Origin of the sequence: Micromonospora sp. NPDC005087, from assembly GCF_042872965.1 — a bacterium.
GTDB lineage: Bacteria > Actinomycetota > Actinomycetes > Mycobacteriales > Micromonosporaceae > Micromonospora.
The window spans coordinates 638,616-661,501 of sequence record NZ_JBIALB010000002.1 but is presented as its reverse complement, the minus strand read 5'-3'; the positions used below and the strand labels follow the sequence as shown (position 1 = coordinate 661,501).

The window sequence follows — 22,886 nt, the reverse complement described above, 5'->3', positions numbered from 1 at the left end:
TCCGTAGCCTGATCCGACGCACATGGACCACCTACCGATGGGACACCCGTCCCAACCGCCGCCCGTGACCACCACCCATTCCGCGCGACCTCTTAGGCGGCTGCGCTGCGGGTGCGGACTGCTGACGGCTGCCGCGCCCGGCACCGCGCTCGTTCGGGCATACGCCATGCGCCGGCGGGTATGCGCGGCGGATGCGCGCCGGCGAGGTGACCCGGCTCTACCACCACCAGACGAGCCAGTGTCGCGGCGGCCGGCCGCCGGGTGTCCCGCGGTTCGTCCCAATGGACCCGAGCAACCGTCCCCAGCCGTTCAAACGCCACCTCGGGACGCCGGTGCACCCCCTGCCCCGCGACCTGCCGCCGACCGGGGCGCCGGCCGCGGTGACCCTGTCCGGACGGGTACCGCCGAGCGTCCCGACCATAGACGGCGAACTCCTCGCCCGCCTGCTGTTCTACTCGGCCGGCGTCACCCGAACCGCCGGAGACAACCTCTGGTTCCGCGCCGCCCCCTCGGCCGGCAATCTCCACCCCCTCGAGATGTACGCGGTGGCCAGCGAGGTCGCCGGGCTCGACGCCGGGCTATACCACTTCGCGACGGAAGTGTTCGGCCTGGAGGCACTCGCGGCCGGGGACCACCGCCCGGCGCTGGCCGACGCCACCACCGACCCGGACGTCGGGCCACCCCGCTCGCCCTCGTCGTCACCGGCCTACCTTGGCGAACCGCGTGGAAGTACGCCGAACGGGGCTGCGGCACGTCTACTGGGACGCCGGGACAGGGTGAGGGCATGGACGGGTCAGGCGTACACGGGGTGTCGGGTGCCACCGTGGTCAGCGCACGGCCCGCCTCGTACGCCGGTCATGCTGACCAGGCCGTCGTCGCACTGCACCACGTAGCCCTTGCCGTTCCAGAAGGTGGGCACGCAGTCGAACCAGTCGCAGACGTCCGCGGCCGGGTCGTTGATGTAGGAGCCGCCGCAGTAGTTGTAGCCGTACGGGTTCTGCGGTGCGCCGCAGAGGTCCACCGGGGTCGGGCTCGGCGAGCCGGTGGACGGACTCGGGCTACCGACACCGGTGCTGCTGGCCGACGGCCACCCGGAGGGTCTGGTCGGTGAGGCACCATCGGTCGGGCCCGGTCCAGGAGAGGTGACCGGCCCGGAACCGGGCCCCGGCGCCGTAACGGGACCGGACGTGCCGGGCGCGGTGGTGGCGTCCCGCTGCGGACCAGCGGTGGGAGCGGTGGGAGCGGTGGGAGCGGTGGGAGCGGTGGAGCTTAGCGGCGCGCCGACGGCGGTGGTCGGCGAGGGGTCATCCGGGTCGGTCGAGGCCGCGCCGGTGCGGCCGTCGAAGTCCATTCCGACCACCGGGCGGTCCGTCGCGGACCAGCGGACCGCGCCCACGACCCCCGCCAGGGCGACCAGGACCGCGACGGCGGCGACCAGCGCCGGACGGGCGAGGCGGGCGGCGGCCGGGGCCTCGACGGGCGTGGCCGGTGTCGGTGCCGCCGGCCGGGTACGCCAGTGCGCCACCACCGCCTCGTCGAGCCGGTCCAGGAGCGCGTCCCGCTCCCCGACGGCCTCGGCGTACGCGACGGTGAGTCGCAGCCGGAAGTCGGACGCCGCCGTCGGCGGTACCCGTACTCCCCGGATCCTGCCCGGCCCGTGCTCGTGCAGCAGGGTCAACGGCTCCGCCGGATGGTGTGCCACCCCGATCAGCTGCCGGTACGGCCACTCCCGGACCCCGAGGCGTCCGATGAGGATCAGCCGCCGGTCGGTGACCACCGCCATGCCGGCGTCGACCACCGCGACGCCCTTCGTCAACCCGCGTGACCGGACCGGGTCCCCGAGGGGAACGACGGCCAGCTCCGGTGCAGGCAGGCCGGCGGTGTGCCGAGCCGCCACCTCGAGCAGTTCCGCGCCGGACTGCACGGTGGCCACGACCTCATTCTGGTCGAGGGCCACCGGCAGACCCACCGGCGTCTCCGCCCACGGCTCCGGCTCCTCCGCCCGCGCCCAGAACTCCCGTAGCTGCATGTCGCGTCGCCGCCACGCCTCGACGGCGGTCTCGTACGCCATGCGCCGCCGCTCGTTCTCTCGGTTGACCCACCGGGCCCGCCAGCCCACCGCCGTCCCGTCCGTCGCCACCGGGTCGCCTCTCATCGCGAAGGGGTTCCGCGTCCACCCGGTACAACCGCGCGCGGCGGCGCAGGACACGTCGTCGCCGTCGACCGGATCGGCTGGTTCCGTGGATACCGTCAAATGCCCGTACCGGTTGGCGGGTGGGGCCGAACCGCCGATATCCACGGCTGTCTCCGACCGCCTCGCGGCGATACGGTGCACGCACCGCCTCGGGCCGCGCCCCGCCGACAGGTCGCGACGCCGCCTCACGCGTCCCCATCCGCACCACCGGATCGATCTCACGTCCGACGCCGGCGTAGTCGCCGGGAGAGAGGATCGAACAGGATGCTCCCGACACCCACCACCTCCTGGCGAACGGCGAGAATCACCCTCGCAGCCGCCATCGCCCTGGTCAGCCTCGGCGTTTTCAGCGCACCCGTCCAAGCCGAAGGAAAATCCAAGGTCACCGTGATGACCCGGAACCTCTATCTGGGCGGCGATCTGACGCCATCCATCGGCGCGCCGACACCAGGGGCGTTCCTGGCCGCGAACTCCGCGCTGTTGAGCCACGTCGACCTGGTCGACTTTCCCGCCCGGGCGAAGCTGCTCGCCCGGGAGATCACCAAGAACAAGCCGGACCTGGTCGGACTGCAGGAGGTCGCCCTGTGGCGCACCGGCACGTTCGCTGACCCCGCACCAGCCACCGAAATCCGGTACGACTACCTGGCATTGCTCATGGGCGAGCTGAGCCGCTCCGGTCACGCGTACGACGTCGCGGTCGTACAGGCCGAGGCCGATCTGGAGGCGCCGGCGGGCGCGCCGCACTTCCTCGACGTCCGGCTCACGATGCGCGACGTGATCCTGGTGCGCCACGGCGGCCGGGTGAAGGTGACCGACTCCTCGTCCGGCACCTTCACCAACAACCTCACCTTCACGCTCGCGGCAACGAACGGGACCGTGACCAGCACCCGCGGTTGGACCGCGGTGGACGTGGTGCACGGGCAACGCCCGTTCCGGTTCGTGAACACCCACCTGGAGGCCTTCCACCCTGGTGTCCGGGTGCTGCAGGCGCGCGAGCTGCTGGGCGGTCCCCTCGCCACGGCACCGGGTGACGTCATCCTTGGCGGGGATCTCAACACGGGCCCCGACCTGCCGGTCGCCGAGAACCGGCTCGCCTACGCGGCGCTGGTGGCCGGCGGAATGCGGGACACGTGGCAGATCCTGCATCCGGGTGAACCCGGCTACACCGCGGGTCTGGGCGACGACCTGAACCAACCCGCCGACGCCGTCGAACACCGCATCGACATGGTCCTGTTCCGGGGGGCGGTCGTTCCCGTCTCGAGCCTCATCTTCGGCACCGAGCGGCAGACCCCCGACGGCCGGTGGGCATCGGACCACCTCGGCTACCTGGCCGTGCTGGCCTTGCGGTAGCGCGAACGCTGCTCCGGGCTGGCGCCGACGCGCCAGCCCGGGGCTGCCACGGGCCCGCCGCGATGACCGCCCCGACGCGTCCGCCCGGCCTGGCTGTCAGTAGGTCCCGCCGCGCGCCACCTGCGGGGCCACCCGTTCGTGCAGCGCGGCGAGGGCCGGGCTGACGGCGGCGGTGAGCGGCGCCGGGTCCGCCAGCCGACGCGCCGGGTCCGGTAGCCAGGCGAGGTCCGCGTCGAACCGGCCGCGCGCGGCGCGTACCTCACCGGCCGGGTCGGCGACGGCCAGGCGACGGCCGCCGCGCATGACCGGCACGAGCAGCGGCTCGCGGTCGCCCGGTGGCGGTTCGTCGCGCAGCCCCACCACGTCGCCGTTGGCACCGGTGGGATCGCGGAAGACCTGCTTGGGGCCGGGCAGGGTGGCCTTGCCGGGCGACAGCTTGAGCACCGGCCGGTCGCCGACGGCCACCAGCTTGTAGGCGCTGTCCAGGGACGGCGCGTCGAACGAGACGCCCATGCGGGTGCCGACGCCGTACGCGTCGATCGGTGCGCCCGCGGCGACGAGCGCCGCGATGACATCCTCGTCGAGGCTGCCGCTGGCCAGGATCTGGGCCTGAGTCAGCCCGGCGTCGTCGAGAATCGCGCGGGTCTGCACGGCGAGCGCGGCGAGATCTCCGGAGTCGAGCCGCACGCCCACCGGGCCGGTCAGTCCCAACTCCGCGATGACCTCGACGGCGGCTCGCACTCCGGCGGGCGTGTCGTAGGTGTCGACGAGGAACACCGGGTTCGTCGGGAAGTCGGTCGCGAACGCGCGGAACGCGGCGCGCTCGTCGGGGAACGCCTCGACGTACGAGTGGGCCATGGTCCCGGACGGCGGCAGTCCGTACCGTCGAGCGGCCTCGACGTCGCTGGTCGCGGCGAAGCCGGCGATCGCGGACGCCCGGGCCACGGCGGCGCCGGCCTCGATGCCGTGGGTGCGGCGGAACGCGAAGTCGACCAGCTGCGCGTCGCCGGCCGCGAGGCGGCATCGGGCGGCCTTGCTGGCGACCGTGGTGTGGAAGGTGATGAGGTTCAGCACGCCGGTCTCCACCAGCTGCGCCTCGGCGATCGGCGCAGTGACCTCCAGCAGCGGTTCGTCGGCGAACACCACGCGGCCCTCCGGCACGGCCCAGACATCACCGGTGAACCGCAGCCCCGCGAGCGCTGCCAGCGTCGCTTCGTCGAGCCCGACGGTGTCGCGCAGGTAGCCGAGTTCACCCTCGTCGAACGCGAAGCCCTCCAGGAACGCCAGCGCCTCGGCCAGCCCGGCGGCCACCAGAAAGCCACGCTGCGGCGGTAGGCGGCGGACGAACAGGCTGAACGTCGCACGCTCCACCATGTCCCGGCGCAGGTAGCTGGCCGCCATCCGCAGCTCGTACAGGTCGGTACGCAGCCCGGTCACGATTCCTCCATCGGCACTGGGCACGGTCAACGGGCCGGCATCGTGGTGATGCCAACCCGTCGGGTCCGGGGCGGACGCAGGCTGGGGCGTCCGGCCCCCGGCTTCCGAGCCAGCACGCCGCGAGGCAGCAGTTGGGCGCGGATACCCCTCCCGGTCACCGGTACACCTGACGGCGGTGAACACACCGGCCACACCGCCTCGCCGGGGTCCGCATGCCGCCGCCCGCCACTCGGCGCGCACCGCGTCGAGACCCTGAGCGTTGACGACTCGCGCTACTCCTTCGCAACGGTCGCCGGCTCCGGCGGCGTGCGCGGCCCGCTGACCCGCCGCTCGTCGCCGTGCCCCGGCCACCACGCCTTGTGCCCGATCAGCGCGGTCAACGCCGGAACGAAGAACATCGACATGACGAACGCCGACAGCACGATGCCGATCGCCACCGCGAAGCCCATCTGCTGCAGGAACGAGATCGGCGCGAGCAGCAGCACCGCGAACGTCCCGGCCAGGATCAGTCCGGCTGCCGCGACGGTCGGGCCAGCGTGTTCCACTCCGATGGCGGCGGCCTCGTGCGGCTCGTTGCCTTCCCGCGCCTCCTCGCGTAGTCGGGCGATCATCAGGATGTTGTAGTCCGTCCCGATCGCCACCACGAAGAGGTAGAGGATGATCGGCAGCTGGAAGGTGACACCGGGCTCGCCCTGCAGCCCTTGGAAGAGGTAGACCGTGGCGCCCAGCGTGGCGGCGAAGTTGAGCAGCACCGCTATCACGAGGTAGATCGGCGCGACCAGGCTGCGCAGCAGCAGCGCGAGGATGAGCGCGATCAGGCCGGCCGCGACCGGCAGGATCACCGACAGGTCGCGGTTGTTCGCCGAGTTGATGTCCGCGAAGATCGCGGTGGTCCCGCCGACCAGCGCCCGGGTGCCGGTCGGGGCCGCCGCGTGCACGGCACCGCGCAGGTCCTCGCGGACGAGGGTGATCGCCTCGTTGGAGACCGGGTTCTCGTCGAGCAGCAGGTTGACCCGGGCCACACTCGGGTCGGTGCTGCGCTCCGGGGGCTGCGCCTGGCCCACACCCGGGGCTTTCGCCACAGCCGCCGCGAAGTCGTTGACCTGCTGCTCGGTCAGCTGCGACCCGTTACTGGTGGTCAGGTAGACCTCGGTAGGGGCGAGCGCACCGGCGGCGAACCCGCGCTGCAGGTCCTGCGCGGCCTTCGCCGACTCGGTGTCCTGCGGGAAGCCGGCGCTGAAGTCGTAGTCGGCCTTGTAGCCCAGCACGCCCGCGGCGAGCGCGACCAGGAGGACGCCGGACGCCGCCGCGACGAGCGCCGGCCGGCGCCCGACGACGGTGCCGAGCCGGTGCGACAAGGTGGCCTTGGGCGCACGCTGCCACGCCTTCGACGGCCAGAAGACGTAACGACCGAGCAGCGAGACGACCGCCGGGACGAGAGTGAGCGAGGTGACCAGCATGACGCCGACCGCGATCGCGAGCGCCGGGCCGAGCGAGCCGAAGAAGCCCAGGGAGGCCAGGAGCAGCACGAGGAACGCGACGATGACCGCCCCGGCGGCCGACGTGATGACCTCGCCGACCCGCTGGACGGAGACGATCATCGCGGTGCGCTTGTCGTCACCGGCGCGCAGCCGCTCCCGGTAGCGGAAGAGCAGGAACAGGATGTAGTCGGTGCCGATGCCGAACAGCACGATCAGCAGGATCGTCTGCAAATCCTGACTGACACTGAGATCGAATGCCTTGCCCGCGGCGGCGACGAGACCCGTCGTGATGCTCAGGACGACGCCGACGACCACCACGGGCAGCAGCGCGGCGATGGGGCTGCGGAAGATGATCAGGATCAGTCCGATGATCAGGATGATCGTCGCGACACCGACCACGGCGAAGGCACTGTTGAAGGTGTCCTCGTTGTCGACGAAGCTCGCCACGTCGCCGGCCACGCCCGCGGTCAGCCCACTGTTCGCCAGCTCCGGGCCGATGTCCGACCGCAGATCGCGTACGGCGTCGAGCAGCGCCGGATCGTCGGGGGTGGGGGCATCGAGCCCGACATTGATGATCTGCAGCGACTTGTCCGGCGCGACCGCGAGCGGACCTGTCAGGTAGCCGGACGTGTGCGGGATGTTCTTGACCTTGAGCGACTGAGCGAGCTGGCCCACCCTCGCCTCGTCCGCCGGCCTGAGCTTCTGCCCGTCGGCGCGCTTGACCACGATGATCGCCGTCGCGGTGGCCTGCTGCGGAAACGCCTTCTGCCCAAGCTCGGTGGCCTGCACGGACTCGTACGAGCGGGGCAGAAAGCTTTCCTGATCGGCGGAGGTGATATCGCTCAGCGACGGTGTGGTGGCGATGATGGCGGCTGCCGCGAGCACCCACCCGGCGATCACCCACCACGCTCTGCCCACAACGAATCTGCCCAGCCGCTCGAACATGGTTTCCCCCGAGTGTTCGGCACCACCGACGTCGGGGGCCTGGAGCGCCCAGGGCACCCGCCCGTCACTCTGCCGGGCAGGCTTCGCTACCCACTGTGCAGCCTACCGTCGCGTGGCACTCCTTTTCGGATGCTTGGGCTCCGGGGGCTCGGCGAGTTTCAGCTGTTCAGGTACGCGAGCACGGGGAACACCCGTCGATTGTTGTCATCGGACGGCGGCATACCCAGCTTGGTCAACTACCCGCCCGCGGCTACACCGCGCCGGAAAACCCGGCGAACCAGCCCGCTGACGAGATGCTGTTGCGGGCCCACCAGGCGCAGTTCGACGCCAAGGTGAACGGCGTGGACGGGTGGAGTTACATGGCCTCGGCCGCCCTGGCTAGAGGCGAACGGATGGGGCGCCTGCTGGTCGAGGTGCACACCGTGGGCAACCGGCTACCGGCCGAGCCGTGCGCGCTGGCCCAGCAGTTCTGGGGCATGCAGGGCGACTGCCAGCTGGTGGCGTCGGTGCGGCACAGGTCGGGGTGGTGATCCGGCCAGGCCGCGACGACCGGTTCGACCAGTGGGCGGCGTACCGGCACCCGGACGGTGTAGTGGTCTACGTTGCACAGCGCGCGAAGCTCGGCGACGACCCGCCGGCGCTGACCACGCTGCCGTTCTCCGTGCCGCAGCTGGCGGCCCTCGCCGTCGATGAACGGTTCCATCTCAAGTAGCGGGCCTTCGCAAGGGCTACTGCCGGGGACAAACAGCACCGCCAATCCTCATGCGATTTCTGTGAGGGCCGGTCGAGAGCGGCCGGCCCTCCGCGTTCCCTGGTCAGCCGACCTGCGCGCGGCGAGGTGGGCGAGCAACGCCCGCGCCCGGGCGTCGACCGGTCCGGCCGCGAAAGAGGTGTAGCTGCGTCAGCCGTTGAGGTACGCGAGCACCGCCAGCACCCGCCGGTTGTCGTCGTCCGACGGTGGCATCCCGAGCTTGCTGAAGATGTTGTTGATGTGCTTGCTGACGGCCTTCTCGGTGACGAAGAGCCGTCCCGCGATCGCCGCGTTCGACCGTCCCTCGGCCATCAGACCCAGCACCTCCCGCTCCCGGGCGGTGAGGTCGCGCAGTGGCTGCATGCCGGAGGTACGGGCCAGCAGTTGGGTGACCACCTCCGGGTCCATCACCATCCCGCCGCCGGCCACTCGGCGTAGCGCGTCGATGAATTGGCCGACGTTGGACACCCGGTCCTTGAGTAGGTAGCCGACTCCCCCGTTGCGGTCGGCGAGGAGTTCCCGGGCGTACAGCTGCTCGACGTGTTGGGACAGCACGAGGATCGGTAGCCCGGGCAGCTGCATCCGGGCCGCGAGGGCGGCTTGCAGGCCTTCGTCGGTGAAGGTGGGTGGGAGGCGCACGTCGACGACGGCGATGTCGGGGCGGTGCCGGGTGAGCGCCGGCAGCACGGACGGTCCGTCGGCGACGGCCTCGACGACCTGGTGTCCGTTCGCGTAGAGGATGTGCGTCAGCCCGTCCCGGAGGAGGGCAAGGTCCTCCGCGATGACAACTCGCAAGGCAGCTCCATGGTCACGACGGTGGGTCCGCCGGGCGGACTGGTCACGGTCATCGTGCCATCGAAGGCTGCCAGACGGCGTCGTACGCCCGCCAGGCCGGTCCCTGCGTCCGGCGTGGCGCCGCCGCGCCCGTCGTCGCCGACCTCCGTGCGCAGCACACCGTCCCGGTGCACCAGAGAGACCCAGGCGCGCCGGGCGCCACTGTGCTTGGCCACGTTGGTGAGCAGCTCGGCCACCGCGAAGTACGCCGCGGACTCGACCGCCGCGGGCGGGCTGCCGGGCAGGTCCAGGTCGACGTCCACGTCCATGGGCGGCGCGACGGTGAGGGCGAGTGCCTGCACCGCCCCGTTGAGGCCGCGTTCGGCGAGTACGGGCGGGTAGATGCCGCGGACGAGGTGGCGGAGTTCGGCGAGGGCGTGGCCGCTGGTCTCCTGCGCCTCGCTGAGCAGTCGCGCCGCCCGTGCCGGGTCGTTGGCCATGAGCTGCTCGGCCAGGCCGATGCTCATCCGCAGTGCGACCAGCCGGGCCTGCGCACCGTCGTGCAGGTCGCGTTCGATGCGGCGCAGCTCGGCGGCCTGCGTGTCGATGGTGTCGGCGCGGGTGGCGGCGAGGTGCCGGACCCGCAGGGCCAGCTCCTGCGCCCGGGTGGGGGCGAGGAAGAAACCGGCGAAGCGGAAGTGCAGCCACAGCAGCCCCGGTGCGACGGCCAGCCCGCCGGTGAGGATCAGCCAGCCCTGCGGCGCGGCCAGCCACGCCTTCGCGAGGTTGTCCATCGGCCAGAACACACCGTAGCCGTACCAGTCGATGCTCAGGTAGAGCACCAGCGGCACGAAGAGGGCGCCCTCCAGCCCGTACGCGGCCAGCGCGAACGCGAGCAGGCAGGCGCCGCCGGTGACCGCGCCGGGGATCAACCAGGCGAGGTCCCGCCAGGTCGCCGGGTCCGAGACCACCCACCGGAACCGCTGCCAGGTGCCGAGCCGCGCGCCGGCGGGCACCGGCGCGTACGGCGAGGCGATCGGCACGCCGGCGGACCGGCTCAGGCGCCGTTGCAACGTCAGCGACAGCCGTACGAGCACGGTCACCGCGGGGAAGAGGGCGAACCCGATGCCGAGGGCGGGGATGAGCGCGAGGGAGACCACCGACAGCGCGAACAGCAGCACGTTGGTGGTCAGGCTGAGCAGGGCCACAGCCAGGCCCTGCACGGCGGCGAGCGCGCCAGGCCGGATCTGCTGCCAGACGGTCGAGCGTACGGAGCGGTCCACGGCGTCATTCTCCGCCCGATGCGCCACCGGAATCGGTGGTGCTACCACCACCTGCCTTCGGGACCTGCCACCCCTGCCTTCCACCTGCGGCGGCCGAAGGATCGAAGGCATGACCAGGCAAAAGGAAACCGCGCGGCACCGACTGGCCGCAATGCCGTCCGGCCGACGCAGCAAGTACGTGATGCTCGTCTTCTGGCTCGTCCTCGTCGCGGCAGCCGGGCCGCTGGCGATCAAGCTGACCGAGGTGCAGGACAACGACACCCTCGGCGCGTTGCCCGCCACCGCCGAAGCCAGCCGGGCGGCGCAGCGGGCCGAGGAGGCGTTCCCCGACTCCCAGAAGCCCCTGGCCGTCGCCGTCTACGTCCGCGAGAGCGGGCTCACCGACGCCGACCGCGCCAAGGTCGACGCCGACCGCACGGCGTTCGACCGGTACGCCGACGGCGGCCAGGTGCCCCCGCCGGTGGTCAGCGAGGACGGCCAGGCGCTGCTGCTCTCCTTCCCGATCGCTGGGGACGCCGACCAGCGGGCCGACGCGGTGGCTGAGGTCAAGGAGCAGCTGAGCAGGGACGCGCCGGCCGGCCTGCGGACCGCGCTCACCGGCCCGGCCGGCGGCGAGGACGACGTCTTCGACGCGTTCGCCGGCATGGACAGCACGCTGCTGCTGGCGACCGCGGCCGCCGTCGCGTTGCTGCTGCTCATCACGTACCGCAGCCCGGTCCTGTGGTTGATCCCGCTCATCACGGTCGCGGTGGCCAACCAGCTCGCCAGTGCCGTGGTGTACCTGCTGGCCCGGCACGCCGGGCTGGCCGTGGACTTCCAGAGCCAGAGCATCCTGACCGTGCTGGTCTTCGGTGTCGGCGTGGACTACGCCCTGCTGCTCATCGCCCGCTACCGGGAGGAACTGCGCCGGCACGCCGACCGGCACGCGGCGATGGCCGTCGCGCTGCGGCGGTCGATCGGCGCGATCGCCGCCTCGGCGGCGACCGTCGCGATCGGCCTGCTGTGCCTGCTCGCCGCGCAACTGCCGTCCACCCGGGGGCTCGGACCGGTCGGCGCGGTCGGGATCGCGGCGGCGCTGCTCGCCATGACCACCCTGCTGCCGGCCGTGCTGGTCATCTTCGGGCGGTGGCTGTTCTGGCCGTTCGTGCCGCGCTTCGCACCGGACGCGGTCGGGCTCGACGTGGCGACCGAGCACGGAGTGTGGCGCCGGATCGCCGGTTTCGTCGGTCGGCGGCCCCGCGCGGTGTGGCTGGGCACGGCGGCGGCGCTGGTCGCCCTGAGCTTCGGTATCGGCAACCTCAGCATCGGCATGCCGCATGACGAGTCCTTCACCAAGGAGGTCGGCTCGGTCACCGGACAGCGGATGATCGAGGCGCACTACCCGAGGGGAGCCGTCGCACCCGCCGAGATCCTGGCCGCCGCCGGCCCGACCGACCAGGTGGTGGCCGCCGCCCGTACCGTGCCGGGGGTTGCCGAGGTGGGCGAGCCGGAGCGCTCGCCGGACGGGCGTTGGGTGCGCATCGCGGCGGTCCTGGCCGACACGCCGGACAGCGACGCGTCGCTGGACACGGTCGACCGGCTCCGCGCCGCGGTGCACGCCGTGCCGGGTGCGCAGGCGCTGGTCGGCGGGGACACCGCGTACCTGCTCGACGAGGAGCGGACGGTCGGCCGGGACAACCGGGTCGTGGTGCCGCTGGTACTGGCGGTCGTCTTCGTCATCCTGGTGCTGCTGTTGCGCGCGCTGGTCGCGCCGCTGCTGTTGCTCGCGAGCGTGGTCCTGTCCTACGCCGCGGCGATCGGCGCGGCCGGGCTGATCCTCGACGCGATGGGCTACCCGAAACTCTTCGTCGGGATTCCGCTGCAGACGTTCCTGTTCCTCGTCGCCCTCGGCGTGGACTACACGATCTTCCTCAGCACGCGGGCGCGGGAGGAGGCGGCACTGCTCGGGCACCGCAACGGCGTGCTGCACGCACTGACGGTCACCGGCGGGGTGATCACCAGCGCGGGCGTGGTGCTGGCCGCCACGTTCGGCGCGCTCAGCGTGCTGCCGCTGGTGCCGTCCGTGCAGACGGCGGTCATCATCGGCGTCGGGGTGCTGCTCGACACGTTCCTGGTCCGCAGCCTGCTCGTCCCGGCGCTGGCGCTGCACATCGGTCCCCGCACCTGGTGGCCGAGCGCCCTGGCGCGGCCAAGGATCCGGCCGGTCGCGGCGCCGCCGACCGAGCAGGCAACGGCGGCGTCGTAGGAATCCCCCGGGAGTCGGCAGCCCTGGATAGGCCGGTCCGAGCACCCGTGCGACGAGCGGGGTGGTGCCTGGTGGCGACCTACGGCGAACACGGACCACACGTCGTACCCCGCCGCTAGCGTGGCGTCAGCCCACTCGGAGACGCTTGGAGGAGCCCGCGATGATCGACCACATGTCCATCCAGGTCCGCGACGTGCCGACCAGCGCCGCTTTCTACGACGCCGTGCTCGCCCCGCTCGCCGGCCGCCGCCTCCTGGAGTTCCCGAACGTCATCGGCTACGGCCGGGACCGTCCCGACTTCTGGCTGGGCCCGACCGAAACCCCCGACGAGGCCCGCGAACTACACCTCGCCTTCACGGCCGACGACCGAGCCGCCGTCCAGGCGTTCCACGACGCCGCTGTGAAAGCCGGCGCGGAGGTGCTGCACGCGCCCCGGATCTGGCCGGAGTACCACCCGACCTACTTCGCCGCGTTCGTCCGCGACCCGGACGGCAACAACGTCGAAGCCGTCTGCCACACCCCGGAGTGATTGGACCTACCGACATGGAACAACGGATCAGCCTGGTCACCCTCGGCGTCACCGACGTGGCACGGGCACGAGCGTTCTACGAACACCTCGGCTGGCGCGGCCAGGAGGTCGAGGAGACGGTGTTCTTCCAGGCCGGCGGCCTGGCGGTGGTGCTGTGGGGCCGGGACAAGTTGGCCGCCGACGCGGGCATCGACGATCAGGGCACCGGCGGCTTCGGCGGGGTGACCCTGGCGCAGAACGTCCGCTCACAAGCAGAGGTTGACGAGGTGATCGCCGCGGCGGTGGCCGCTGGCGCGGAGGCGACCAAGCCCGCCCGGGAGACCTTCTATGGCGGCTACGCCGGCTACTTCACCGACCCGGACGGTCACGTGTGGGAAATCGCCTGGAACCCCGGCTTCCCCCTTGGCGAGGACGGCACCATCACCGTCCCCGACTTCGGCACCACCGGCTGAGCCCCACGCAAAGGCGCTACCGGCCGAGCCACTCACAAGGGCACCACCGGCCGAGCCACGCACGAAGACGCCACCGGCTGAGCCACGTATAAGGCCGGCAAATCGACGCGTCAGGGTTCGGTCGGCGGGCAGAGCAGCCGGTCCAGCAGCGGCAGCTGCAGGGGATCCAGGCAGAGCGTGAGCAGGGCGGCGTCCGGCGACGGCGATGGACTGGGCGAGGCCGGAGCGGTCGGTGTGGGCGACGCGGTGGGCATGATCGAGCGGTTCACCGGGGGCGGGTCCGTGGTCGGAGCCGGCCCGGGCGTCGGCGCCGTACTGGCGGTCGGGCCCGGAGCGGTCGGCGGGCCCACAGCGGTGGACGGTGCCGGCGCAACCGGGGCCGCCGGCCGCGTGGAAGTCGTGCTCGGTGGGGCGTACGGCGCGCCGCCGATGGTTCGGGCCGGCACCGTACGGCCGACCGACTCGGCCCTCCCCCGCTCCGGCGCCACCGGGCCGACGGGAAGGGCCGGGACGAGGACGTCGACAGCCGTCGGAGCGTCTGGGGTGGTGACAGCGGTCTCTTCTGCCCGCTGCACGGTGCCTGCCTGCCCGGGCCCGAGTGCGCCGGGGCCCAGTGTCGCGAACACCACCATCGCGACGGTGGCGACGGCGACCACCCGGCGACCGGGGCGCAGCGCCGTCAACGGCGCCTCCTCCGGCACAGCAAACGGCAGCGGCGTTGGCCGGGTGCGCTGGTGGGCGTCCAGCAGGGCGTCGAGCTGCGCGGTGACGGCGGCGCGTTCTCCGGCGGCAACGGCGATGGCGAGGGTGAGGTAGAAGCGGGCGTTTACCGCTGCGGTGGCCGGCACCAGCAGCCCGGCGAGCGGGCTGCGGTCGGTGGTGTGCAGCAGAGTGAGCGGGACGTCGGGGTGGTGGGCGGCGGCGGCTTGGTCCGCGTACCGCCATTCGCGCCAGCGCTCGCCCCCGGCGAACGCCACCCGGTGGCTGGTCACGACGGCCATGCCGGCGTCGACGACCCGCAGGCCGTTCGGCAGGGGGCCGGCGGGTGTGTCGGCGAAGGTGGCGGGACCCGGCGTCGGCAGGCCGGCGACGTGCCGGGCCTCGGCTTCGACCAGCTCCGCGATGGGAAGTACGCGGAAGACGAGCTCGTCGTCGTCGAGGTCCACCGGCAGGCCGGTACGCGGCTGGGTGCACCCGAGGAACCCGGCGGCCTCGACCCGCAGCCGGGTCAGGTGGTCGTTGCGTCGCAGCCAGGCGTCGGTCTCGCTGCGGTACTCGCGCCGTCGCCGCTGGTTCTCGCGCTCGGCCCAGGCAATCCGCCAAGGGGAACATGCCAGTGAAGTCACGGTCACACGCGGTACAACCGCTCATCCACGGGACAGGCAACGCGGACGGGATCGATGCTTCCCTTTGTTCCCGAAAGGAGAAAATTGACGAGCTAGAGCACCCCAAGCCGTGCCGTGGCGTCAGCGGGGACGATCGCGAAGTGGACGGTCCGGCCGGTCCTACGCCGTCCGAGGCGGTGCATCAGTGGCACGAGCACCCCATGCAGCAGCGGGTACTTGCGGCGCAGCGTGCGGGCGGCGGCGTCGTACTCCGGGCCGGTCAGCCGGCGGGCGGTGGCCTGGACCGCCGGTCCGGTCGGCACGCCGCGGGCGGTCGAGGCGGCCACCGTGACCGTCGGGTTGTTGCCGATGCGCCGGGTCTTCCAGGCTCGTTCGAAGCTGCGCACGTACGCCCGGTCGCCGGCCACGGCGATGCTCACCGGCGTCCCGACCGGGCGGCCGTCGCGGCGGTACGTCGTCAGCAGGACCGTCTTCTGCCCGCCGAACGGGGTCAGCTCCGGCGCGCTGGACTGCGAGACCGTGCCGAGCACCCAGCCCCGCTCCCGCCATCGGTACGCGAACGCCACCGCGGCCACCACCACGGCGCCGGCGATCGCGACGGTCTGACCGGTGGTGCCGCCGAGATTGCGGTCGGCGACGTGCACCACCGTGTGGGCCGTTCCGCCGACCGCGTAGCCGGCCAGCGCCACGGTGAGCGCGTCGGCCCAGATGGTGGCGAGCAGCAGGGTCACGCCGATGCCGAGTTGGAAGGCGCCGATGTCGTGCACGAAGTGCCGGTGTGGCGGGAAGTCGGCCCAGGCGCTGAACGAGGCCGGCGCGAGCAGCGCCCACACCCCGACGACCGCGCTGGCCAGGCCCAGCAGGGCGGCGGCGGACCGCACGATTGTTCTCATACAGACCTGACGGGGCGACGCTTGCGGGCGTGACAGACCAAGAGCGGAGCCGGGCCGACGACCGACCCGGCTCCGCCACCTGTCACTACGGACGCAGTGAGGTGAAGAACTGCCTCAGCTCACCGGCGAGCAGGTCCGGCTCCTCCAGCGGCATGAAGTGCCCGCCCCGTCCGGGTTCGCTCCAGTGCCGGATGTCGGTGCAGGCCCGCTCGGCGATGGAGCGGGGCATGTTGGCCTGCGAGGGTTCGGTGCTCACCGTGAACGCGGCGGGCACGGTGATGTCGGGCCGCGGGGTGTTGTGGTCGAAGTCGACGTACTGCCGGAACGACGAGCCGATCGTGCCGGTGGCCCAGTAGAGCGTGATGATGGTGAGCAGGGTGTCCCGGTCGAAGCTGTTCGCCAGGTCACCGTGGTTGTCGCTCCAGTCCCGGTACTTGTCGACGAGCCAGGCGGCCAGCCCGACCGGGGAGTCGACCAGCGCCGCCGCGAGGGTGTCCGGCCGGGTGCCCATGATGGCGCTGTAGCCGCCGTCGGTCTCGTCGTACGCGGCTTCGGCGTCCAGGTAGGCCTGCTCGGCCGCGGACAGCGGTCGGGCGTCGAAGCTGGCCGGGAACGGTGGATGGATCATGTGGATGCCGGCCACCTGCTCCGGGTACAGGGCACCGAGCCAGCCGGTGACGACCCCGCCGACGTCGCCGCCGAAGGCGCCGTAACGCTCGTAGCCGAGCACGTCGGTCATCAACTCGTGCAGCGTCCGAGCGAGCATCGCGCGGGTCACCGGCTCGTCGGGTACTTCCGAGAAGCCGAAGCCGGGCAGCGACGGCACCACCACGTCGAAGGCGCCACCATGCCCGGCAGGGTCGGTGAGCCGGTCGACCAGCGGCAGCATCTCGACGAAGCTGCTGGGCCAGCCGTGGCTGAGGATCAGCGGCAGTGTCGCGGGCGCGCCGGCCGGACGGGCCGCGCGGACGTGCAGGAAGTGCAGGTTCCGGCCGCCGACGACGGCCAGGTGGTGCGGGTACGCGTTGAGCTCCGCTTCGCGGGCCCGCCAGTCGAACCCGTCGCGCCAGTAGGACACCAGGTCCCGCAGGTAGTCGGGGTCGGCGCCGCCCTGCCACGGCTGGTGGCCGCTGCGGTCGGTGAAGCGGGTACGGGCCAGCCGGGCCCGCAGGTCGTCGAGGACCGCATCGGATACGTCGATACGGAACGGGGAGAAGGTCATTGGTCCTCCGATAAGGAGGGCGCTCCCCGACGCGAAAGGTCAGCTGAGGGGGATGGCCGAGAAGAGCGCCCAGGAATGACGGTTGGTGATCACCGGGCTCACCTCCTCTCGTGGCTGACGAAGATCACTCTAGCCGAGCGGGCCGGGCATCGGATTTCGGGCCGGGAATCGGGACGGCGCGCGCGGCGGGTACGCCTCGCAGTGCTCGGTCCACTGCTCGGCGGCGACGGCCAGCACGTCGGCGGAGACGGTGAGGATCAACGGGTAGATCGCGGTGGACGGCCGGCGCATCCACGGCGGCAGTGACTCGGCGGAGAACTCCACGATCAGCTCCAGCCGGCGGCGGCGGATCACCCGGCTCCGCAGGGCCAGGTTGGGTTCGGTGAAACGGACCATCGCCGGTGCCGGGCTCGACCCGGCGGCCGCCTTCGCCTGCCCGCGCAGCCAGCCGCTCAGCGCGCGGGCCTCCTCGACCATCAGACTCGGGTAGTGGTGCGACCAGGTCTGACCGTCGGCGGTGCGGGCGTCGACCTCGATGAGCAGCCAGTCGTGCCAACCGGGCGCGGCCCGGTCGGTGTCGTCGGGCGGGTCGATGCCGGGCTGGTAGCCGACCGGGCGGATCCGCACCCGGGCGCCGTCGTCGGACCGGATCTCCACCCGATGATTCTGGCCGACCGAAGACGACGGTAGTATCGAAACCGGTATTAAACGGTCACTTCGTCACAGTTCGCCGCACGCCTCGGTGCTCGGCACACGCGTTCGACCGGCCGCCGGTCAGGCTGACCGAGCCGTCACGGCACTGCACCAGGTAGCCCCGGCCGGCCCAGAACTGCGGCACACAGTCGAACCAGTCACACACCTCGGCGGCCGGCCGGCGGATGCGGGTGCCGCCGCAGAAGTCATACCCCAGGGGGTTCACCGGCGCCCCGCAGCGCGGGTCGCGCGTCGCGGTTGGCGACGGGCGCGGCGCCTTCACCGGCTTCGGCGATGCGCGGGGCGCCAGCGGCGTGGCCGCCGGGCGGACCAGCGCGGGGACCACGCTGGGGGTGGGCGCGGGGGTGGCAGCGACCGCGACCTCGGCACCACCGGTCGGGTCCGACGGGTCCGACTCGATCAGCGCCGCCGGCACCAGGAGCGCGACGGCCGCGGCCACCGCGACGGTCCGCCGCCCACCGGGCACCAGCGCGGAGAGCCGGGCCTGCGCGGGCGTGGCCGCGGCCGGCCGGAACGGCTTGAGCTGGGCGTGCTCGGCGATCAACTCGTCGAGCTGGGCGAGCACCGTGGGGCGCTGCTCGATCGCGTCGGCGAACGCCAGCGTGAGCTTGAACCGGAAGTCCGCCGCCGCGTCGGTGGGCAGCATCAGCCCGGAGGTACGCCGCCGGTCCAGCACCTGGATCAGGGTGACCGGCGCCGCCGGGTCGTGCGCCAGGCCGGTCATCCTGCCGTACGCCCAGTCGCGCCGGCCGCGACCGCCGAGCAGCACCAGCCGACGGCTGGTGATCACCGCCATGCCGGCGTCGGTGACCCGGACGCCGTCCGGGCGGCGCGGGCGCAGCGGCCCGGACGGCGAGGCGACCGTGAGATCCGGCGCGGGCAGCACCGTGCTGTGCCGCACCTCGACCAGTTGCACGGCCGGCAGCGCCCAGAGCACCACCTCGTCGCCCGCCAGCTCCAGCGGCAGGCCCGCGCCGGCCGCCGCGGAGCCCTGGAAGTCAGCGGCCAGGGCGCGCAGCCGCCGCAACTCGTCGTCGCGTCGCCGCCACGCCGCCTCCGCGCCGCGGAACGTGCTGACCCGCCGAACGTTCTGCCGGTGCGCCCACCGGTACCGCCATGTGGAACCCGTCGAATCAGTCTTTGCCACGCCGACTCCTTCGCCGCGCAGGCCACCAACCGGGGTGTCACACGTGTTAACAGCGGCGGCGCGCCACCCGGACACGCCAGAAAGGGGCGAAGTAGCCGATCGGCGGAGCAAACAGCACGATAGGGCGATAGTGCTGCCGACGTTCATGCGGTCCGGCGTGCCGCCGGTCGCTGTCTCGGTAACGTCAGCCGCAGCCGGGTGGCGACGCCGCGACACCGCCGTGCGGAGGGGGTGACGATCGTGCCGCAGAGCATCCGGCCCGGGGTGGTGATCGGCGTCGATGTCGGCACCACCAGCACCAAGACCGTCGCGTACGACACCGGCGGGCGACAGCTCGCCAGCCAGTCGGTCGGCTACCCGCTCGACGGTCCGCAGCCCGGGTACGCCGAGCAGGACCCGCACCTCATCCTCGACGCGGTGCTGGAGTCGATCCGCGTGGTGGTGGCTGAGCTGGACGAACCGGTGGTCGGGCTGTCGTTCGGCTCCGCGATGCACAGCCTGATCGGGCTCGACCCGGCCGGCAACCCGCTCACCCCGTCGTTGACCTGGGCCGACGCGCGAGCCACCCGGCAGGCCGAGCGCCTGCGGGCGGTGCCGTCCGGCCTGGCCCTGCACCGGCGGACCGGGACACCGATGCACCCGATGTCGCCGTTGCCCAAGCTGCTCTGGTTCGCCGAGCAGGAGCCGAAGCTCTTCGAACGGGTCGCCCACTGGGTCGGCATCAAGGACTGGGTGCTCCTGCGGCTCTGCGACGCGCTGGTCACCGACCACTCCGTCGCCTCGGCCACCGGCCTGATGGACATCCACAGGCTGGAGTGGGACAGCGAGGCGCTGGCCATCGCCGGCATCACCGAGGACCAGCTGCCCCAACTGGTCTCCACCACCACCGTGCTGCCCGGGCTCACCCCGCAGGCCGCGGCGGCGACCGGCCTGCCGCAGCGCACCCCGGTGGTGGTCGGCGCCGGCGACGGGCCGCTGGCGAACCTGGGCCTCGGCGCGGTGCGCCCCGGCATGGTGGCCTGCACGATCGGCACCAGCGGCGCCATGCGGGCGACGGTCGAACGGCCTGGCGTGGACCCGCTCGGCGGGGTGTTCTGCTACGCGCTGACCGAGGACCGCTGGGTCGTCGGCGGCGCGATCAACAACGGCGGCATCGTGCTCCGCTGGGCCGGTGAGGCGCTCGCCCCGGACCTGGGCGAGCGCTCCGAGAAGGAGCTTGTGGCGCTGGCCGCCCGGGCGCCGGTCGGCTCGGGCGGGCTCATCATGCTGCCCTACCTGCACAGCGAGCGGGCGCCGCACTGGAGCGCGCTGCCGCGCGGCGCGTACGTGGGGCTGACCCACGCGCACCGCCGGGAGCACCTGATACGGGCCGCGCTCGAGGGGGTCTGCCAGCAGCTCGCGCTGGTGCTCAGCTCCGTGCGCGCGGCCGGCAACGAGGTCCGCGAGATCCGGGCCGGCGGTGGCTTCGCCCGCAGCGGCCTGTGGCGGCAGATGCTCGCCGACGTGCTCGGCCTGCCGGTGAGCTTCCCGGCCGGGCCCGAGGGGTCGGGCTTCGGCGCGGCCCTGCTCGGCATGCAGGCGCTGGGCCTGATCCCCAGCATCGACGTGGCCACCGACCTGGCGCGGATCGAGGAGACCGTCCGCCCGGACCCGGCCGCCGCCGCCACGTACGCGGCGCTGCTGCCGCTCTTCGCCGAACTGTACGACGCGCTGGCGCCCACGTTCTTCTCCATGCGCCGGCTCGCGCCCAGCCTGCCCACGGAGCGCTTCCCCACGGCGCCACCGACCTGACAACCGCCCGGACGGGTGACGCCGATCCCGACGACCCCACCCGCCGCTCACGCTCCATATCGTGCAAACGTGAGAAAAAGCGACAAGAAGCACTCATCTTCTCAGCTGGTCACCCCCACCCGCGTACCCCGGAAGTGGCTGATCGCGGCGGTCGCGCTGATCATGGTCGCGACGACCGGGCCGGCCACCGCGGACGGTCCCGGCGCGGGGCCGGAACACCAGGGCGAGCCGGGGTACGGGGCCGAGCAAGCGGACGGGGTCGGGCAAGCGGACGGAGCCGACCCGGGGGACGAGCCCGGGGCGGAGCCGACGCCGGAGCGGACGCCGACCAGCGAGGTGTCCTGGCTGTCGTTCCCCGGCGGGGTGTTCGCGGTGGACTCGCTCGGGCACACCGTGCGGTACCGGGCCTGCGACGGCGACACCGGCCGGGTCGCCGACCCGGACATGCGCGTCGACGCCGGGGTCGCCAGTGGCGAGGTCACCGTCGAGGGCAGGAGCTACCGGTACCGGGTGCCGCTGATCGGGCGGAGTCAGGGCACGCTTGCGGTGACCCGGCACCACCACCCGCCGACCGAGCTGACCGGCGTGGTGGTCACCAGCCCACAGCCGCCCACCGATCCGGTCGCGGGAGCCCGGCTGTTCCCGCTCAGCGGGCAGCTCGCCCGGGTGGTCGCCGACGCGAGCCTCAACCCTGCCGGGGTCACCGTCCGGGACCTGTCCGGCCAGTACGGCGATCAGCAGATCGCGGTCAACGGCTCGCTCCGCCCCAAGGCGGCCAGCGTGATCAAACTGTGGATCCTGGTCGAACTGCTCCGCCGCGTCGACTGTGGACAGGTCTCCCTCGACGACGGCGTACTGGTCACCCCGGCCGACGTGGTCGGCGGCACCGGTCAGCTGCAGTTCGAGACGTTCCCGCAGGTGGTCACCCTGCACCGGCTCGCCCAGTACCTGATCAAGTACAGCGACAACATCGCCGCGAACGTGCTGATCACCTACCTGGGCGGGTTCGCCCCGGTCAACGCGCTGATCGACTCGATGAACCAGCGGTCCACCATCCTGGCCCGCCGAATGCTCGACAGCGCGGCGGCCCAGCGCGGCGAGGAGAACTACACCAGCCCCGACGACGTGGTGTCGTTGCTCGGCGCGGTCTGGGACGGCGAGATCCTCACCCCCGCCTCCCGCGACCTGATGATCGGCTTCATGCGGGAACAGACCCTCAACACCAAGATCCCGGCGGCGCTGCCGCCCGGGGTGCCGGTGGCGCACAAGACCGGTGACCTGCCGGACGCCTCGCACGACGTCGGCTACTACCTGATCCCCGGCTCGGAGACCGCCGTCGCGTTCCTCACCGCCGGGCCGATGGACACCGGCGACGAGACGGTCCGCCGGATGGCCCGCACCGTCTACGACTACCTCGTCACCCCGACGGACGGGGCCTATGAGGAGTGAGCCGGGCTCAGGCGCCGGGGATGTTCGCCGGCGGGTCCTCGCCGACCAGGTCGGCCGCCGGCGGCTCCGCCGTCACCGGGAGACCGAAGTCCGAGTACGTCAGGTCCAGCTGCGCGGTCTGCGACTGCTCGCTGGCCAACTCGATCCGGTAGCGGACCAGCCGCCCCTGCTCGTCGACGGTGGCGGTGAACGGCACTGCCGCGGCCCGGTCGCCGAGCACGGCCCCGACCCCGCTGCCCAGCACCGCGCCGCTCTCGCGCAGGTCCAGCGTGCCGGCGTATTCCCGGACTCCGGTCTGCCGGACCTGGGCCGGCGCGGTCAACGTGCCGGCCAGTCGGGTGTTGTCCAGGCCCTGCTTGGCGGCGGGCGCGCCGGGGGCGCCGACGTGCCACCAGGTGCGGCCGTCCCAGACGGGGACCCGGCGGTCCGGGGCGGAAACCCGCACGTAGACGTCCGGCCCGGTGGTCAGCCGCTCGATCTTCACCTCGCCGGTCGGCACCTTGAGGGAGGTGGTCTCCAGGCCGCGCCGCGCCTTCGGGTCCCAGAGCACCACCGTGCCGTCCCCGCCCGCCTCCCCGCCGGCGCCCAGGGTCAGCTTGTAGGTCTGCTGGTCGATCTTCGTCGCCGCGGCGACCAGCACGCTGACCGGGTCGGTCGCGGCCGGGGCGGGTGACGCGCCGGCCGCCGGGCGACCCGCGTCGGGCTCGTCGCCCCCGGCGACCAGGGCCCACACCCCGGCGGCGATCGCCACGACCAGAACGGCGCCCGCGGCGACCAGCTTCGGCTTGTTCACGGTCATCTCCCCCGAGCGGCGCGCCCGCCGGCCGGTGGCCGATCGACGCTGACCGCGGTGCGGTCCGGCCAGACTAGCCGGACCGCACCG

19 protein-coding genes are annotated in these 22,886 nt (G+C 72.6%); 8 read left to right on the top strand and 11 right to left on the bottom strand.

All coding sequences use genetic code 11. The features are described 5' to 3' along the window. Nucleotides 1-793 precede the first annotated feature (793 nt). Entirely contained in the window at nt 794-2,155 is a 1,362-nt protein-coding gene (locus ACFYPS_RS08145; protein ID WP_387323555.1) for a hypothetical protein, read from the bottom strand. A gap of 303 nt (nt 2,156-2,458) precedes the next feature. Here ACFYPS_RS08145 and ACFYPS_RS08140 point away from each other — a divergent pair, with 303 nt between their 5' ends. Beyond that, entirely contained in the window at nt 2,459-3,544 is a 1,086-nt protein-coding gene (locus ACFYPS_RS08140; protein ID WP_387323552.1) for an endonuclease/exonuclease/phosphatase family protein, read from the top strand. Nucleotides 3,545-3,640: 96 nt separating this feature from the next. Here the strand turns inward: ACFYPS_RS08140 and ACFYPS_RS08135 are convergent, their stop codons facing one another. Both ACFYPS_RS08135 and ACFYPS_RS08130 read right to left on the bottom strand, forming a co-directional pair. Beyond that, nucleotides 3,641-4,981 (bottom strand): nicotinate phosphoribosyltransferase, encoded by a 1,341-nt coding sequence (locus ACFYPS_RS08135; protein WP_387323549.1) that lies wholly within the window; start codon nt 4,979-4,981, stop codon nt 3,641-3,643. A 272-nt stretch (nt 4,982-5,253) separates the two neighbouring features. Further along, nucleotides 5,254-7,380 carry an MMPL family transporter gene (locus tag ACFYPS_RS08130; RefSeq protein WP_387323546.1) on the bottom strand — a complete coding sequence of 709 codons (2,127 nt, stop codon included), beginning with the start codon at nt 7,378-7,380 and terminating at the stop codon, nt 5,254-5,256. 320 nt (nt 7,381-7,700) lie between these two features. On the opposite strand from ACFYPS_RS08130, the gene ACFYPS_RS08125 reads away from it, so the two are divergent. After that, nucleotides 7,701-7,937: a hypothetical protein gene (locus tag ACFYPS_RS08125; RefSeq protein WP_354962848.1), complete on the top strand. Its 237-nt coding sequence runs from the start codon at nt 7,701-7,703 to the stop codon at nt 7,935-7,937. Next, nucleotides 7,934-8,119 (top strand): hypothetical protein, encoded by a 186-nt coding sequence (locus tag ACFYPS_RS08120; protein WP_354962847.1) that lies wholly within the window; start codon nt 7,934-7,936, stop codon nt 8,117-8,119. The genes ACFYPS_RS08125 and ACFYPS_RS08120 overlap by 4 nt, the downstream gene beginning before the upstream one ends. A 189-nt stretch (nt 8,120-8,308) precedes the next feature. Here the strand turns inward: ACFYPS_RS08120 and ACFYPS_RS08115 are convergent, their stop codons facing one another. Then, complete coding sequence (locus ACFYPS_RS08115) at nt 8,309-8,953, bottom strand: LuxR C-terminal-related transcriptional regulator (protein WP_387323543.1); 645 nt, start codon at nt 8,951-8,953, stop codon at nt 8,309-8,311. Continuing rightward, the gene (locus tag ACFYPS_RS08110) at nt 8,905-10,215 is read right to left on the bottom strand and encodes a histidine kinase (protein WP_387323540.1); all 1,311 of its coding nucleotides are present in this window, start codon (nt 10,213-10,215) and stop codon (nt 8,905-8,907) included. Before ACFYPS_RS08110 ends, ACFYPS_RS08115 begins: the two co-directional genes overlap by 49 nt. Before the next feature lie 109 nt (nt 10,216-10,324). On the opposite strand from ACFYPS_RS08110, the gene ACFYPS_RS08105 reads away from it, so the two are divergent. From ACFYPS_RS08105 to ACFYPS_RS08095, 3 genes are all read left to right on the top strand, one after another. Continuing rightward, a complete protein-coding gene (locus ACFYPS_RS08105) occupies nt 10,325-12,460 on the top strand; it encodes an MMPL family transporter (RefSeq protein ID WP_387323537.1) in 2,136 nt (711 codons plus the stop codon). 160 nt (nt 12,461-12,620) lie between these two features. After that, on the top strand, nt 12,621-12,989 hold the full coding sequence (locus ACFYPS_RS08100; RefSeq protein WP_387323534.1) for a VOC family protein: 369 nt from the start codon (nt 12,621-12,623) through the stop codon (nt 12,987-12,989). A 14-nt stretch (nt 12,990-13,003) separates the two neighbouring features. Beyond that, nucleotides 13,004-13,441: a VOC family protein gene (locus ACFYPS_RS08095; RefSeq protein WP_387323531.1), complete on the top strand. Its 438-nt coding sequence runs from the start codon at nt 13,004-13,006 to the stop codon at nt 13,439-13,441. A gap of 110 nt (nt 13,442-13,551) precedes the next feature. On the opposite strand, the gene ACFYPS_RS08090 is transcribed toward ACFYPS_RS08095, so the two are convergent. The 5 genes from ACFYPS_RS08090 to ACFYPS_RS08070 all read right to left on the bottom strand — a co-directional run bounded on the left by ACFYPS_RS08090 (nt 13,552) and on the right by ACFYPS_RS08070 (nt 18,763). Continuing rightward, on the bottom strand, nt 13,552-14,787 hold the full coding sequence (locus tag ACFYPS_RS08090; protein WP_387323528.1) for a hypothetical protein: 1,236 nt from the start codon (nt 14,785-14,787) through the stop codon (nt 13,552-13,554). A 92-nt stretch (nt 14,788-14,879) separates the two neighbouring features. After that, nucleotides 14,880-15,668 carry a PPOX class F420-dependent oxidoreductase gene (locus tag ACFYPS_RS08085; protein WP_387323525.1) on the bottom strand — a complete coding sequence of 263 codons (789 nt, stop codon included), beginning with the start codon at nt 15,666-15,668 and terminating at the stop codon, nt 14,880-14,882. 97 nt (nt 15,669-15,765) lie between these two features. Then, nucleotides 15,766-16,902, bottom strand: a complete 1,137-nt coding sequence (locus ACFYPS_RS08080; RefSeq protein WP_387323522.1) for an epoxide hydrolase family protein — start codon at nt 16,900-16,902, stop codon at nt 15,766-15,768. Between the two features lie 129 nt (nt 16,903-17,031). Continuing rightward, nucleotides 17,032-17,559, bottom strand: a complete 528-nt coding sequence (locus ACFYPS_RS08075) for a hypothetical protein (protein ID WP_387323519.1) — start codon at nt 17,557-17,559, stop codon at nt 17,032-17,034. Nucleotides 17,560-17,614: 55 nt separating this feature from the next. After that, entirely contained in the window at nt 17,615-18,763 is a 1,149-nt protein-coding gene (locus ACFYPS_RS08070) for a hypothetical protein (RefSeq protein WP_387323516.1), read from the bottom strand. A gap of 240 nt (nt 18,764-19,003) precedes the next feature. On the opposite strand from ACFYPS_RS08070, the gene ACFYPS_RS08065 reads away from it, so the two are divergent. After that, nucleotides 19,004-20,554 carry a gluconokinase gene (locus ACFYPS_RS08065; protein ID WP_354962837.1) on the top strand — a complete coding sequence of 517 codons (1,551 nt, stop codon included), beginning with the start codon at nt 19,004-19,006 and terminating at the stop codon, nt 20,552-20,554. A gap of 69 nt (nt 20,555-20,623) precedes the next feature. Next, a complete protein-coding gene (locus ACFYPS_RS08060; RefSeq protein WP_387323513.1) occupies nt 20,624-22,003 on the top strand; it encodes a serine hydrolase in 1,380 nt (459 codons plus the stop codon). 7 nt (nt 22,004-22,010) lie between these two features. On the opposite strand, the gene ACFYPS_RS08055 is transcribed toward ACFYPS_RS08060, so the two are convergent. Next, entirely contained in the window at nt 22,011-22,796 is a 786-nt protein-coding gene (locus ACFYPS_RS08055; RefSeq protein ID WP_387323511.1) for a hypothetical protein, read from the bottom strand. Nucleotides 22,797-22,886: the final 90 nt, after the last annotated feature.